The 14671-nt window shown below is 71.4% G+C and carries 12 protein-coding genes; 3 read left to right on the top strand and 9 right to left on the bottom strand.

Going from position 1 to position 14671, the window contains the following annotated elements; translation table 11 throughout:
- Positions 1 to 32 precede the first annotated feature (32 nt).
- From MXD61_RS20745 to MXD61_RS20710, 8 genes are all read right to left on the bottom strand, one after another.
- Positions 33 to 1049: a polyprenyl synthetase family protein gene (locus tag MXD61_RS20745; protein ID WP_248815134.1), complete on the bottom strand. Its 1017-nt coding sequence runs from the start codon at positions 1047 to 1049 to the stop codon at positions 33 to 35.
- Entirely contained in the window at positions 1046 to 2752 is a 1707-nt protein-coding gene (gene hpnE, locus MXD61_RS20740; protein ID WP_248815133.1) for a hydroxysqualene dehydroxylase HpnE, read from the bottom strand. The genes MXD61_RS20745 and hpnE overlap by 4 nt, the downstream gene beginning before the upstream one ends.
- Positions 2749 to 3663 carry a presqualene diphosphate synthase HpnD gene (gene hpnD, locus MXD61_RS20735; RefSeq protein WP_248815132.1) on the bottom strand — a complete coding sequence of 305 codons (915 nt, stop codon included), beginning with the start codon at positions 3661 to 3663 and terminating at the stop codon, positions 2749 to 2751. The genes hpnE and hpnD overlap by 4 nt, the downstream gene beginning before the upstream one ends.
- Positions 3660 to 4703 carry a squalene synthase HpnC gene (hpnC, locus tag MXD61_RS20730; protein WP_248815131.1) on the bottom strand — a complete coding sequence of 348 codons (1044 nt, stop codon included), beginning with the start codon at positions 4701 to 4703 and terminating at the stop codon, positions 3660 to 3662. The genes hpnD and hpnC overlap by 4 nt, the downstream gene beginning before the upstream one ends.
- A gap of 170 nt (positions 4704 to 4873) precedes the next feature.
- Entirely contained in the window at positions 4874 to 5710 is an 837-nt protein-coding gene (locus MXD61_RS20725; protein ID WP_248815130.1) for an SDR family oxidoreductase, read from the bottom strand.
- Positions 5711 to 6814: 1104 nt separating this feature from the next.
- A complete protein-coding gene (locus tag MXD61_RS20720; protein WP_248815129.1) occupies positions 6815 to 7564 on the bottom strand; it encodes a TetR/AcrR family transcriptional regulator in 750 nt (249 codons plus the stop codon).
- A 129-nt stretch (positions 7565 to 7693) separates the two neighbouring features.
- Positions 7694 to 8470, bottom strand: a complete 777-nt coding sequence (locus MXD61_RS20715) for an MIP family channel protein (protein WP_248815128.1) — start codon at positions 8468 to 8470, stop codon at positions 7694 to 7696.
- A 154-nt stretch (positions 8471 to 8624) separates the two neighbouring features.
- Positions 8625 to 9167 carry an NUDIX hydrolase gene (locus tag MXD61_RS20710; RefSeq protein ID WP_248815127.1) on the bottom strand — a complete coding sequence of 181 codons (543 nt, stop codon included), beginning with the start codon at positions 9165 to 9167 and terminating at the stop codon, positions 8625 to 8627.
- A 1109-nt stretch (positions 9168 to 10276) separates the two neighbouring features.
- Between MXD61_RS20710 and efeU the strand changes: the two genes are divergently transcribed.
- The 3 genes from efeU (at position 10277) to efeB (ending at position 13852) form a co-directional block, all read left to right on the top strand.
- Positions 10277 to 11203 (top strand): iron uptake transporter permease EfeU, encoded by a 927-nt coding sequence (gene efeU, locus MXD61_RS20705; protein WP_248815126.1) that lies wholly within the window; start codon positions 10277 to 10279, stop codon positions 11201 to 11203.
- A gap of 57 nt (positions 11204 to 11260) precedes the next feature.
- A complete protein-coding gene (efeO, locus tag MXD61_RS20700; RefSeq protein WP_248815125.1) occupies positions 11261 to 12418 on the top strand; it encodes an iron uptake system protein EfeO in 1158 nt (385 codons plus the stop codon).
- Between the two features lie 171 nt (positions 12419 to 12589).
- Positions 12590 to 13852 carry an iron uptake transporter deferrochelatase/peroxidase subunit gene (gene efeB, locus MXD61_RS20695; protein WP_248815124.1) on the top strand — a complete coding sequence of 421 codons (1263 nt, stop codon included), beginning with the start codon at positions 12590 to 12592 and terminating at the stop codon, positions 13850 to 13852.
- Between the two features lie 46 nt (positions 13853 to 13898).
- Here efeB and MXD61_RS20690 read toward each other — a convergent pair whose 3' ends face one another.
- A complete protein-coding gene (locus MXD61_RS20690) occupies positions 13899 to 14663 on the bottom strand; it encodes an NUDIX hydrolase (protein WP_248815123.1) in 765 nt (254 codons plus the stop codon).
- Between the last annotated feature and the right edge of the window lie 8 nt (positions 14664 to 14671).

The raw sequence follows: 14671 nt of genomic DNA, 5'->3' as shown, positions 1-14671 counted from the left end.
CCGCGTGAGCGCCGGTGCGCACCTGCGGCCTCCTAGCTATCGCGCTCGGTCACGAAACGGGCGAGGGCGAGCAGCTCGGCCTCGACCTGCGCCGGCATCGACAGCGAGCGCAGAACGCTCTCGCAGGCCTCGAGCTGCCGGTCGGCCTCGGCGGTGGTCCATTCCCGGCCACCGGCCCGCTCGACGAGTTCGGCGATGTGCCTCAGTTCCGCCTCGGTGGACTCACCCGACGCGGTCAGGAACGCGCGCAGTTCGTCGGCGGCGGCTCCGCCGGCCTCCAGCGCCACGACCACCGGCACCGACTTCTTGCGCGAACGCAGGTCGGAGAGCACCGGCTTGCCGGTGACGGCCGGGTCGCCCCAGATGCCGAGCAGGTCGTCGATGAGCTGGAAGGCGGTGCCCAGGCGCGAACCGTACTCGGCCAGGCCGTCGACCATCTCGTCGCCGGCCCCGGCGAGCACGGCGCCCAGCGACGCCGAGCAGGCCAGCAGCGCGCCGGTCTTGCCGTCTTCCATCTGCAGCGTGTCCGCGACCGTCACGTCGGTGCGGCTTTCGAACATCAGGTCCTCGGCCTGGCCGCGGACCAGGTCCTGGATACCGGCGCTGAGGATCAGCGCGGCCCGGCGCGCCGGGTCGCCCTCGACCTCGAGCAGGATCTGCACGGAGAGCCCGAGCAGGGCGTCGCCGGCCAGGATCGCGCCGTCGGCCCCGAAGACCGTCCACGCCGTCGCGCGGTGGCGGCGCTCGCGGTCGCCGTCCATCAGGTCGTCGTGCAGCAGCGAGAAGTCGTGCACGAGCTCGACGGCGCAGGCGGCGGGCAGGCCCACCTCCGGCGGCGCGCCCGCGGCCTCGGCCGACAGCAGTGCCAACGCCGGACGGACGAGCTTGCCGCCCGAGCCGGTCAGTGGCTTGTTCTCGGCGTCGACCCAGCCGCGGTGGTAGGCGACGATATGGCGAAGACGCGGGTTCAGGCGGTCCACCACGGCGCGCAGCGCCGGGACGGTGAGGGTCCTCCCCCGCTCGATCGCATCCGGAACCGTCATGGTCATACCGGGAATCCCCCTGTGGATGAGTGCTCCTGCTGGCCGGTGGTCACCGGTCCGACAGCCTCCGTGGAACCGGCGGCTGTCGCGTTCGCTCCCCGTGGATCCGGAAAATCCGACGAATCCGATGGTTCTGGTCTGTCCGGCAGGTCGTCTGACGCCTGCCGTGGCTTCACCGCGAGCCCGCCCCGTGCCGCCGACGCCGCTGGCCCAGCCGACACGGCCGACACAGCCGGTGCGGCTGGTGCGGCTGGCACGGCCGAGGGCCGCTCGACCAGGTCGGCCAGGTCCCCTACGACTACCCCCATGCCCGCCAGGCTCTCACGGGCCGCAGCGACTCCGCTACGCACGGCCGATTCCATGGTCGCCGGCCAGCCGGTGTCGGTGTAGGTGCCGGCCAGGGCAAAGTGCGCCAGGCCGGTCGACGCGCCCGGGCGCAACGCGAGCGAACCGGGCACCTGTCGGAAGGTCGCCGTGCGCTCCCGGGTCACGAAGACCTCGATCGGCTCGGCGGCCCGCGCGGCCGGGAACAGCCGCGCCATCTCCTCGGTGAACAGCGTCGCGACGTCGCCGGCCGGCATGTTGATCCACGGCTCGGCGGCCGACTGGGACAGCGCCAGGTACTGTGCTCCGGGCGGCCCGGAGGCGGCCAGGCCCGAGGAGATCGTCCGGTCGAAGATCCACTGGATCGGCGAGTCGACGACCGCGAGGAACGGGCCCTCGATCACCTGACGCGGGTAGATCATGTGCACGTTGATGATCGGCGAGTCGCCGAGCGCGTGCAGCCGCCGCGCGTCGACGGTGGCGCCGTCGGGCAGCAGCCCCGCGGCCGCCGGCGCCGGGGTGGCGAGCACCACCGCGTCGGCGTACAGCGAACCGGACGGGTCCGCCCCGGGCACGGCCTCACCCCGGCTGGTACCGCCGGCGGTCACCGCGACCCGCCAGCCCGCGCCGTCCGCGGTGACCGAGCGCACCTTCACACCGGTACGCACGTCCGCGCCGACCGCGGTCAGGGCCGCCAGCGCCGCGTCACCGTGCAGGCGCGACAGCGGCGCCTCCGCCCAGCCGATGTCGCCGGCGTCGGCGGCCTCCAGCAGGCCGGTGCGCACCACCTTGGCGGCCAGGCCCAGCGAGGCCTCGTCCGCGGGCAGGTTCAGCGTCGCCACGGTCAGCAGTTCCCACAGCGCGCTGGTCGCCGCCGGGCCCTGGCCGTGGCTGGCGAGCCAGGCGCCGAACGAACCGCTGTCCACCCGCGGGGAGCGTTCGTCGAGCCGACCGAGCTGGAACGCCGCGAGCCCGGCCCGGACCCGTTCGGCCAGCGGAAGCGCCTTGTAGCCCAGCAGCGCCGGCGCGAGATGCAGCGGCGCGGGCAGGCGCACACCGGTGCGGCGCAGCCGGGTGCGGGTCTGGGTCGCACCGAGCAGCACCGGGACGTCCAACCGGGGCTGCAGGGTGGTCAGGTGGGTCACGCCGAGGCGGGCGATCAGCCCGCGGTAGGCGGTGCAGCAGCGCATGAACACGTGCTGACCGGTGTCGATCCACAGCTCGCCGCGGCGAAACGACGTCGTCGCCCCGCCGAGGCGCGGCCGGGCCTCGAGCATCGTCACCCGGGCGCCGGCGTCGGCGGCGACCAGCGCCGCGGCCATCCCGGCCAGGCCCCCGCCGATGACGACCAGGTGCGGCTGACCGTCCGTCCCGGCGGCGCTCATGCGGCGCTCGTCTCGGGGCGTCCGGCGAGGCTACGGGCGGCGACGACGGCCTTCTGCCAGCTGGGCAGCGCGAGCCGGCTCTCCAGCACGGCGGCCGGCTCGTTCTTGATCCGACGGTTGAGCCGCAGGTAGATGCCGGCCATCGCACCGCAGCAGGCGGCGCTGCGCCGGTCGAGCAGGTCGAGCAGCACCATGCCGCGGTCGTACCAGTCCTCGGCCCGCTGCGCGGCGAAACGCAGGTAGCCCAGCAGCGCCACCTCGGGTCCGCCCAGACGGCCGCTGGCGTCCACGGTGAGGTCGACGCCGAAGTCCTCGAGTTCGCGGGCGGGCAGGTAGATCCGACCACCGAGCAGGTCCTCGCGGACGTCACGCAGGATGTTGGTCTGCTGCAGCGCCACCCCGAGCGCGTCGGCGACCGCCGGGGCTTCGCGCACGGACGCGGCCTGTTCGGTGCCGAAGATGCCCAGCGACAGCCGTCCGATGGTGCCGGCGACCAGCCGGCAGTAGCCGACCATGTCGTCGAAGGTCTCGTATGTCGAGCCGTGGACGTCGCTCTCGACACCGTCGGCGAGCTCGATGAACGCCTCCAACGGGATCGGGAAGCGGCGGGCGGCGTCGGCCAGCGCGACGTAGACCGGGTCGGTGGAGCTGTTCTCCCCGAGGTCGTTCACCTCGGCCCGCACCTCGGCGAGACCGGCGAGCTTCTCGGCGTCGGGCAGGTCACCGTCGCCGATGTCGTCGAGGCGACGCGACAGGGCGTAGACGGCGGACAGCGCGCCACGCTTGTCCGGCGGCAGCAACCGGATGCCGTAGGAGAAGTTACGAGCCGCCTCGCGGGTCAGCGCCTCACAGGACGCGTACGCCTCGACGACGGTCGGCCGGCCGACCAGGCGCGGGAACTCGGCGCTCATCGGCCGCCACCCGCCACACCGGAGCGTCCCGCCACAGCGGAGCCGACGACCGAGCCGCCGGTCACCGGTGGCCGGGCGGGCAGGCCGCCGGCGCTGGTGGCGCTGGCCACCGCGGCGGCGGTGCTGGCCGCGGCACCCGAACCGCGGGCGGCCGAGCGGGCCAGGGCGAGAGCGATGGCACCGGCCATCCGCGGCTTCGCCGCCTTCGGCGTGCCGCTGAGCACGTCGTAGTCGGCCCGGCGGATCGCGTCGAGCGCGGACCGGCCGCCACCGACGAAACCGGCCAGGGCCAGGCGCAGGCGCCCCGGCACCATCGAGACCAGCGGCGCGCCCGCGTCGATCACGGCGCGGGCCCGGGTGACCTCGAAGGCCATCAGGTGCCGCACCGCCGGACCGGCGCTGGGGGCGCGCAGGTCGTCCTCGGTCACCCCGAAGGCGTCCAGGTCCTCCAGCGGGAGGTAGATCCGCCCGGCGGCGAGGTCCTCGGCGACGTCCTGCCAGTGTTCGACCAGCTGGAGCGCGGTACAGACCCGGTCGGAGAGCACCACCCGGTCAGGGGTGGCCAGACCGAACACGCCGAGCACCATCCGGCCGACCGGGTCGGCCGACAGAGTGCAGTAACGCACCAGGTCGTCGAAGGTCTCATACCGGGTGACCAGCTGGTCCTGCCGGTTGGCCTCGACCAGCCGCTCGAACGGCTCGGCCGGCAGGTCGCAGGCCCGCACGGTCGGGGCGAGCCGGCGCAGTACGGGCAGTTCCGGCTCGCCGCCGGCCCAGATCACCGCGAGGTCGACGTCGAGCCGGTCCAGCAGCGCCAACCGGTCGCCGTCGGCCTCGTCACCGAGGTTGTCGACGAAGCGACAGTAGGCGTACAACGCGTTGAAGTGGGTACGCACGGCGGGCGGCAGGACGATCGGTGCGACCGGGAAGTTCTCCGCCGGCGCTGCGAGCAGCAGCTGGTCGGCGGAGGTGGTCAGGCCGGTCGTGCGCGGCGGCGCGGCCGTGCGCGGTGGCCCGGTTGGGGCGTCGATAGCGGTCATACGCCTCTCCTTCGATGACGGTCCGCACCCCGGGCGCGGTGTGCCGGATCGGGACTGCGCGAACGCCGTGACCGGCGCCGCGACTCGGACTATCGAGGGTCAGCGCCGATAGTCGACCAGGTGGTCAGCCGGGACGGGTCGCGTCCGCCGAGCGGCCAGGGCGGGACGGATCATCCGAACACCCCGGCCAGCCCGCGGTACACCGACGGCACAGCGTCGTGGATGCGCACCGCGCCACGCAGCCAGGCCGGCGTCCAGACCTCGGCGCGCCCCCTCCCGGTGGCGGCGAGCATCCGCTCCGCGACAAGCGCGGGCGGGATCGGCCGCGGCCAGCGACGCACGTAGGGCGCCCCACGCCGTTGGAAGAACGGCGTGTCCACCACACCTGGGATGCACAGTGTCACCGTGATGCCGCGTCGACCGACCTCGGCCCGCAACGCGTCGGTGAAGCCCACCATCGCCGCCTTGGTGGCGGAGTAGGCGACCTCACCGCGCACGCCGAGCGAGCCGGCGATGCTGCCGACGATCAGAATGCGGCCGTGGCCCCGGTCGAGCATGGCCGGTAGCATGGCCCTGACCAGCGCCATTGGCGACAGGACGTTGACCGCGACGAGCTGTGCGATCGCGTCGGGTGACATCGTGTCGAACGGGCCGGCCGCGCCGAGCCCGGCCGAGCACACCACCAGATCGATGTCTCCAAGCAGTTCCGTGGCCCGGGAGGCCACATTGATCTCGGCTCCTGGGACAGCCAGGTCGACCGCGATGCGGTGACTCTCCGTAGCAGCAGCGACTTCATCCAGGGCGGCGCCGTTGCGCCCGACGAGCAGCGAGCGGCAGCCACCGGCGGCCAGCAGCAGCGCGGCCTCGCGGCCGATGCCACTCGAGGCGCCGGTGACGACCGCCGTGCGCGGCGGCCAGGCTGGCGTGGTCGCGCCCGTGCGCGCGACCCGATTGGCGAGAACGGTCAACCCTCCGTCACGGAAAGCAGGCCGGGACCGTGTGCTCATGACACACCACTTCCGGTCGTTCCTTTCACGCAGTTCTCCCCCGCGGGCACTGGTTGCACGTCACCTACTACTTTCCCCACTCATCTCGCCCCGCGTCGCGAGGTGGTGCGATCGCGCGAACTCGTCCGCCGGATCGGCGCGGTGGCCCCGGGCACAGGACCTGACCGACCGGAACAGCTACTCGATATCAACTGTCGAACTGCGGACCACGGTGCGTCGGCAGCGCCGCACGAGCGCGTCCACTGCCTCCTCCATTCCACCGTCCGATCGCCGGATCGTCCATGGTCAGATGGGCGACATCGGGTGGGTGGAACCCCGTGGGTGGCTCCGCACTCCCTATCACACTCCCTGTCGGGCGATGCCCCTCCGGTCAGGGAGGTGACTCCCGTCAACGCCGGGTGAGTGACCCGTCTGACGGACCCATGATGGTTTCGGGATCTTCCGGGTAACCGGATGACCACTTCATGGGCGGACGATTACGGTGATTTCTCACCACGTTGTGGGGGGCGGATTTACACACCGACCCGGATGGGGACTCCCCGGCACTCAACCGGCCCAAACGGGCTGCACAGCCCCGTGGCCGCAGTGGGCGACGACCCTCCGCCGCCCCGGCCCGAACGGGCCCGACGACGCCGACCAACCGGGAACCAGGCGCATTCGGCACACCTCCCGCGCCGCGATGAACAGGTCGACACCGCGGACAGGACGACCCGGTCGGGCATCGTCTCAGCGCTGATCCATCCTCCACATGACAACACCCTACCGGCACTCACAAAGAGGTTCGAAAGCGACGATTTACCGAACATCGCGGACGAGCCATCGGCCGGCATATCCGGCCACTCGTGATATCCGACACATCGCCTCTCTTCATGTCCGCCGATGGTCCACATGTGGCGAACACTACGACGACACCGGCACGTTCGGTGGTCATACCCGGCGGGTGACCCCCGATCGGATACCCAGTCGATCCACGCGATTACCGATAACCGGGAATGATCGGGTCGTCCGACCATCCGACGGAGGCCCTACCCCGGGTGGTTACCCGGATGGTTTCCGGTCCGCCGATCACCGGGATCCGGCTTTCGGTCGCGGCCGAATCCCGGCCTACCCGCGGGGCCGGACAACCACCGGGGTCTCGCTGCCCAGCGCGGCCAGTGCGGCGGCCACGATCTCCCGCCGCTCCTCGCTGGTGACCAGGCACGACGAGGCGATCGAGGTGGCCGTCGCGGCCGAGCCGGTCGCCGTGACCGAGCAGGCCACGGCGGTGGCCCGTTCCAGGGCGCGGCTCATGATGCCGGCCTTCAGCGCTCCGATCGCGCAGCGGGCCCGCAGCAGCCGTGCCTCCGACGGGTCCGGACCGGCCAGGGCCCGCACGAGCATGCGCTGCAGCGAGAGCATGTCCTGCTCGCCGATCCGCCGGTGGATGATCGAGGGATCATCCACCAGTAACAGCAGCATCCCACCCGCACTGGCCATCACCTCGGCGATCCGCTCGATCACCAGGTCGGGGCTCGGCGATGGTGTCTGGCGCGTCAGCTCCGCCAGCCGCCCGAGGTCCCGCACGAACGGTTCGAGCAACGCGTCGAGGATGGTCTCCTTCGACGGAAAGTGGTAGTAAAGCGCCGCCTTGGTCACACCGAGCCGCTCGGAGATGTCCCGCACCGACGTTCCGGCGTAGCCCTGCTCGCTGAACAGGGCTACGGCGGCGGCGAGGATGCGCGACCGGGTATCTCCCGAGGACCGCGGGGACTGTGGTGACCGGGAGGACTGTGGTGACCGGGAGGACTGTGGTGGCTGGGAGGACTGTGCGGGCTTGGCCAGGGGGCGCACCTGTGCGGGCATGGTGGTGCTCACTCTCCGATCCAGTACGCCCGGATGTTGCCGTCGTCCCCAACCTACCGATCGATCGGTAAGCCTGCGCGTCCGGATCGGCCGATCGCCACCGAGGTGCCGCCGGCCAGCTTCGCTACCGCGACCGAGGGTTCACTCCACGCCGCCGCGGATGAGGCGGGCGGTCTCCTGCGCTATCCGACTCAGTGACTCCTGCGGCAGGTCACGCTCCGCGGTGGACGCGCTGATCCGCGGCCCCGGCCGCAGACCGAGGTAGGCGGCGGCCGCCAGAGCAGCGCCGAGCAGCGGCGCGACGACGAACAGCCACAGCTGACCCACCGCCCAGCCGCCGACGAACACGGCCGGCCCGAGCGAACGGGCCGGGTTCACCGACGTCCCGTCCATCGGGATGCTGATCAGATGGCACAGGGTGAGCACCAGGCCGATCGCGAGGCCCGCGAACCCGAAGGGCGCCCTGACATCGGTCGCCCCCAGCACGGTGAACACCAACAGCGCGGTGAGCAGCACCTCGACGAGGAAGACACCGCCGAGGCCGAAGCCGCCCGGCGAGTGGGCGCCGTAGCCGTTGGCGCCGAGTCCCCTGGTCCCGGCCGAGTAGCCGAACGGACCCGAGTCGGCGAGCAGCCACACCGTGGCCGCCGCGATGATGCCGCCGACGCACTGGGCGACCACGTAGCCGACCGCGTGCCGAGGCTGGATCTTGCGGCACAACAACAGACCCAGGGTCACCGCCGGGTTCACGTGCGCGCCCGAGATCGGACCGATCACGTAGACGATCACCAGCAACGCCAGCCCGAAGGCCAGAGCGATCCCGAGGGTGCCCATCACGTCGCCGGCCAGCACCGCCGTTCCCACACCCCCGAAGACCAGGACGAACGTTCCGATTCCTTCGGCCAGGTACCTACGCACGTGGCCTCCCCCCTGCACCGGGACGCGCCACGAGCCGTGGCCGGACCGCAGGACGCGTCCACCTTGATAACTACGGGTCCTGAAATGGTTCCACAGAGTCCCGAAGTTCGCCGGGTGACCGGCCTGGGCGGTGACGGAGCGCGCCCGTCGGTGCTCAGCGCGCTCGGGAGGTGATCGCACCGTCCGTGCTGGCGGGACGCTCGGCGCCGTACTCGAGGTAGCCGGCCCGCCGCGAGGTGCCGCGCAGCCGGGCGGCGGCGGTGACCCGTCGGGCGTGCAGCGGGGGTAGCAGCGCACCCACCTCGTCGATCGGCACGAAGGCGAAGTTGACGAGTTCGTCCATGTCCAGCTGGATGCGCTCACGCCAGTCATCGGTGAGCCGCCCGCCGTCGAAGACGAACAGCAGCATCTCGCCCTCGAGCCAGCCGTCGTGTGGGCGCGGCGCCCAGTCGACGGCCAGCAGCTCGCCGATCGGCGGGGTGATGCCGAGTTCCTCCTCCACCTCACGCACGCAGGCCGCGTACGGCGACTCACCGGGTTCGACGAAGCCCCCGGGAATGTCCCAGCCGGGCTTGTAGGACGGCTCGACCAGCAGGACCCGCTGCTGGTCATCGAAGAACAGGGCACCGGCCGCCGCGAAGGGCCGCGCCATCGGCGGGAAGGTCCCGCCCGAACTCGCCTCGCTCACGGTGGGCACGCCCCTGACCCCACGTCGCCGCGCCCCGATCCCCCGCCCACCCTGAACCGACCCACCCTACTCACCCGTACCGAATCGCACTCCGCCATGAGATCCACGCCCACCCGTCGTCCAGGGAGTCTCACGATCCCCATTCACGTACATCATCATCCGACCCAGGACCAACGGCCAGACAGTACAGACAGCCAGCCGGACAGCGAGCCAGCCGGCCGGCCACGAAGCCGACCGCGTGCGCGGTGGCGTCCTCGATACCCGACCACGAAATGCGCCGTCCGGCCAGTGATTCACCTCCGTGGACCGGCGAAGGACACGCGCGTCCAGGTGAAGACGGGAAGCCACAGCAATGCACGAGACAACGGGTTAATTTCGCTGACATCTGCAGCACTCACCCCCGCGCCTTCACCACCACCGGGCGGTATTACCCGTCGCCGTTGCCGGATGGCCCGAGCGTCACCGCCGACCGACGCCGACAACGCGGTGAGAACGACGCACCACCGTGACCGCCCGCCTTCAACCTCGAGACATCTCCGCAGCTACGTCAGATTTCTCGTAAAAATGTTGGTTTTTGCGGATTTCTGGTCCCTGCTTCGGCCGCGGTGGAGGATCTGTCGGCGACATCGGAGATCGGCTGGCGAAGCCGCGGCGCACCCCGCGCCGACCAGCCGCGGGCGTGGCTCCCACGCAGGCCCGCCGGCGCCGTCCGAGTCGGATCGCCACCGACTCCCTCGGTGATGTGATTCCGGACAAGTAGCAAGGCCAGAGCGCCGCCGGAAGCTTTTCGATCAGACCGGTGGGGAAGGGTGATGGACCGCGGCGGTCACCCGGGGCGGCGGCGTGGGCACTCCGGCCGATCCGACCGAACACCCGCGGATCCGAGTTGGTGACTCATCGCTGCCAACCCACCCCGTTCGGCATCAGATGATCGCGTCAAGCGAGCCGGCGTACGCCCCGTCGACACCCTCTCGATCCGCACCGGACTCGGCCGCTGGAGTCACAAAAGAATGTCTTGCCAACCGCTTTAGGTTGCCCTAACTTAGCTGAGGTTAACCGCAGGATTTCGCAATCGACAGGCCACCGGGCAACCGCGGGCTACGACGGACGGAGGCCACGTGCTTCCCACATTTGTGATCGGGCTCCGCGAGGGCCTGGAAGCCGCGCTGATCGTCGGGATCGTCGCCGCCTTCCTCCGCCAGCGCGAGCGGCGGGACGCGCTGCGCCAGGTCTGGCTCGGCGTCGGTCTCGCCCTGGTGCTGTGCATCGGAGTGGGCGTCGGGCTGCACGTGCTGGACCGGGAGCTGCCCCAGCGTCAGCAGGAGGGTCTGGAGACGGTCATCGGGCTGATCGCGGTCGCGATGGTCACCTACATGATCGTCTGGATGCGCCGGCACTCCCGTGACCTGCGGGCCTCCCTCGAGTCGGCCACCGAGTCGGCGCTGGAGAAGGGCTCCACCCGGGCACTGGTGCTGATGGCGTTCCTCGCCGTGCTGCGGGAGGGCTTCGAGACCGCGGTCTTCCTCATCGCCGCCTTCAACGCGAGCAACAACGCCACCACCGCGGGCGGTGGCGCACTGCTCGGCGTGCTCATCGCCGTCCTCATCGGGTTCGGTATCTACCGCGGCGGGGTGCGGATCAACCTGGCCCGCTTCTTCCGGGTCACCGGCGTGGTCCTGGTCGTCATCGCCGCGGGGTTGCTGGCCACCGCCGCGCACACCGGGCACGAGGCGGGCTGGCTCGACGTCGGCCAGTCCCGCACGGTCGACCTGAGCTGGCTGGTGCGCCCGGGCACGGTGCTGGCCAGTGTGCTCACCGGCGTCCTCGGGCTGCAGCCGCGGCCGGTGGTCGCCGAGGTCGTCGCGTGGCTGGTGTACCTCGTCCCGTTGCTGCTGTACGTCACCTGGCCGGCCAGGCGTCGACCCAGCCCCCGTTCCCCGGTCACCGTGCCCTCGGACGGTCCCTCGTCCGAGCCGGTCGCCACGCGTGAGGCGGAGACCATCGAGACGTCCGCCGTCGACACGACCAGTTCGGCGGAGACCTGAGAGCACCGCGTCAGCGGTGTACATCGCATCAATGGACAGACGAGATAGGGGCACCACGTGCGTCGCGCACCAGTCGCGTACAGCGCCATCGCCATCGTCCTCGCGACGAGCGCCGTCGCCTGCGGAGGAAGTGATTCCGGCAGCTCCGGCGGTTCGGGATCCGGCGAGAAGCAGACCGTCACCCTCACCCTGACCTCCAAGGGCTGCTCGCCGAGCGTGACGAGTATCCCGGCGGGCCCGACCACGTTCAACGTGGTGAACAAGGACGCGGGCGCGGTCACCGAGGCCGAGCTGATGAAGGGCGACACCATCCTCGGCGAGAAGGAGAACATCGCACCCGGGCTTTCCGGGTCGTTCTCCCTGAACGTGAAGCCGGGCAGCTACCAGCTCTACTGCCCCGGTGGTTCCGGCCCGGAGAAGGTCGACTTCACCGTGACCGCGGCGGCGAGCGCCGCGCCGGCGACGACGTTCAGCCCGCAGGTCACCGCGGCGCTGACCGCCGCCACCACCGGGTACGCCACCTACGTTCGCCAGCAGGTCGCGGACCTGGTGAAGAACACCGCCGCGTTCGTCACCGCGGTGAAGGCCGGCGACCTCGACCAGTCCGCGAAGCTGTACGCGGCGCCCCGGCTCAACTACGAGCGGATCGAGCCGGTCGCGGAGTCCTTCGGTGACCTCGACCCGGCGATCGACGCCCGCGCCGACGACGCGCCCGACCCGGCGACCTGGACCGGTTTCCACCGCCTGGAGAAGGCGATCTTCGCCGACAGGTCGATCGCGGGCCTGGGCACCGTCGCCGACCAGCTCAACACCGACGTCGGCAAGCTGAACTCGCTGGTGGCGACGGTCTCCTTCCAGCCCGCGCAGATCGCCAACGGCGCGACCGAGCTGCTCAACGAGGTCGGCCAGTCGAAGATCACCGGCGAGGAGGAGCGGTACAGCAAGCTCGACCTGCTCGACATGCAGGGCAACATCGAGGGCGCCGACAAGGCGTTCAGCCTGCTGGAGCCGGCACTCAGGACGCTCGACCCCAAGCTCGCGACCACCGTGCGGACCCGGTTCACCGCGATGTACAAGGCCCTCGAGCCCTACAAGAAGGGCGACGGCTACGTCTCCTACGACACGGTGACCGAACCGCAGCGGCGCACCCTGTCCCAGGCGGTCGACGCCCTCGCCGAGCCGCTGTCCCAGGTGGCCGGCATCGTCGTCAGCTAGCCCGGCCGCCGGGCTGACCCGGCAGTCGACGCTTTTCACGGCAACAGGCCTGGGGGCCGGACGGTGGCACGTTCGGCCTCCACCGGCCTGAGATGGCCGGGCATGCTGGATCGGTCGCCGGCGGTCGATCACCCTGGCAGCGCCCGGACCCCGCACGAAGAGGAGCACGTCATGGTCGAGCGGTTCACCGTGTCCCGACGGCGGGCGCTGTTCGGCGCGGCCGGACTGGCCGGAGCGGGGGTCGCGGGCGCCGCGGCGGTGGCGGGCTGTTCCGACGACGGTTCGTCGGCGGACACCACGTCCTCCCCACCTGGGCTGGTGCCCTTCCACGGCGCGCGCCAGGCCGGGATCATCACCGACGCGCAGGACCGACTCGCCTTCGCCGCCTTCGACGTCTCCCCCGGCGTGGATCGCGCCGCGCTGCGCGACCTGCTGGTCGGCTGGACCGCGGCCGCGGCCCGGATGGCCGCCGGTCAGGCCGTCGCCGACGACGAGGCCGCCCCGCAGTCACCGCCCCGGGACACCGGGGAGGCGATCGGTCTCACCGCGGGCAACCTGACGATCACCTTCGGGGTCGGGCCGAGCCTGTTCGACGACCGGTTCGGCCTGGCCGCCCGGCGCCCGGCGGCCCTCGCCGAGATCCCGGCGATGCCCCGCGACAACCTCGACCCGCAGCGCAGCCACGGCGACCTGTGCATCCAGGCCTGCGCGGACGATCCGCAGGTCGCCTTCCACGCCGTGCGCAACCTGCGCCGCCTCGCCCAGGGCACCGCCGTGCTGCGCTGGTTCCAGCTCGGCTTCGGCCGCACCAGCACCACCAGCGACAGTCAGGCCACCCCACGCAACCTGATGGGCTTCAAGGACGGCACCAACAACATCAAGCGGGAGGACACCGCCAGCCTGGACCGGTTCGTCTGGGTCGGCGAGGGCGGCGACCAGTCCTGGATGCGCGGCGGCACCTACGCCGTCACCCGCCGCATCCGGATGCTGCTGGAGGCGTGGGACCGCGACTACCTGCTCGACCAGGAGAACGTCTTCGGTCGGGCGAAGGTCTCCGGTGCGCCGCTGGGCGCCGCCGAGGAGTTCGACACCGTGCCGCTGACCGCCCGTGGCAGGGACGGCGAGCTCGTCATCGGCGAGGACGCCCACATCCGCCTGGCCGCGCCGGCCACCAACAACGGCGTGACGCTGCTGCGCCGCGGCTACTCCTACACCGACGGTGTCAGCCAGGAGACCGGCCAGCTCGACGCGGGCCTGTTCTTCATCGCCTTCCAGCGCGACCCGCGCACCGGGTTCATCCCCGTGCAGCGTCGCCTCGCCCTGTCGGACGCGCTCAACGAGTACATCCAGCACACCTCGAGCGCGGTGTTCGCGATCCCACCCGGTGTCCGCGACGGCAGGGACTTCTGGGCCAGCGGCCTGTTCGCCACCTGACGGCCAGCTCGTCCAGCCGGGCGGGGCCGTCAGTCGAGCAGGGCCGTCAGTCGAGCAGGGCCGGGGCGGCCGGGTCGTCCAGGAAGGCGAACATCAGGCGGAGCTGCTCGGCGGTGATGCGGTTGGTCGACAGCGGCGGCAGCGCGTCGCGGGTGAACCAGCCGACATCGGAGGTCTCCAGCCCACCCGCCGCCGTTCCGCCGACCACCCGACACCGAATGAAGATCTTGTAGGTGTCGTTGGGATAGGGCGGATGCGCGTGGCGACGCTTGTCGAGCACACCGAGCAGCCGCACCGGCTCGGCGACGAGCCCCGCCTCCTCCCGAATCTCCTTGACGACGACCTCGGACGGGGTGAGTCCGACATCCGCCCAGCCGCCGGGCAGTGACCAGCCACCGTCGGACCTCTCCCGCACCAGCAGAATCCGGTCGGCGTCGAAGAGCACCCCACGCACGTCCACCTTGGGGGTTCGGTAGCCGACCTCACCGGCGAAGATGCCTTCGGCCACCGGCACGCTGACCGCCGCGCACCGCGCCGCGATCTGCCCGGCGAGCACGTGGAGCTGCTCGAAACGCTCCAGGTCGTACGGGTTCTCGCAGTACGTCAGACCCGACTGCGCGATGGAGTACAACTCCCGCACCCAGCCCAGCCAGTCCGGGTTGTGCGCGCCGATCGCCGCCCACGCCGGTTCGGCACCCCCCGCCCGCTCCGTGCCCGGCGGTGGGTTGGCACTCGGCGAAGTTTCGGCGTCCGGTGGCGGTTCGGCGAATTCGGTGGCGGGCCCGGGAAACGAATCGGAACGCTCGGTCACCCCGTGAT

The organism is Frankia sp. AgPm24 (assembly GCF_023243055.1).
GTDB classification, from domain to species: domain Bacteria; phylum Actinomycetota; class Actinomycetes; order Frankiales; family Frankiaceae; genus Frankia; species Frankia umida.
This window is presented reverse-complemented; position numbering and strand designations above follow the sequence as displayed.

Coding starts and splice junctions, on each gene's coding strand:
- hpnE (WP_248815133.1), bottom strand. CDS start 2,752: ATGAGCGCCGCCGGGACGGACGGTCAGCCGCACCTGGTCGTCATCGGC.
- efeB (WP_248815124.1), top strand. CDS start 12,590: ATGGTCGAGCGGTTCACCGTGTCCCGACGGCGGGCGCTGTTCGGCGCG.
- MXD61_RS20745 (WP_248815134.1), bottom strand. CDS start 1,049: ATGACCATGACGGTTCCGGATGCGATCGAGCGGGGGAGGACCCTCACC.
- MXD61_RS20725 (WP_248815130.1), bottom strand. CDS start 5,710: ATGAGCACACGGTCCCGGCCTGCTTTCCGTGACGGAGGGTTGACCGTT.
- hpnD (WP_248815132.1), bottom strand. CDS start 3,663: ATGAGCGCCGAGTTCCCGCGCCTGGTCGGCCGGCCGACCGTCGTCGAG.
- hpnC (WP_248815131.1), bottom strand. CDS start 4,703: ATGACCGCTATCGACGCCCCAACCGGGCCACCGCGCACGGCCGCGCCG.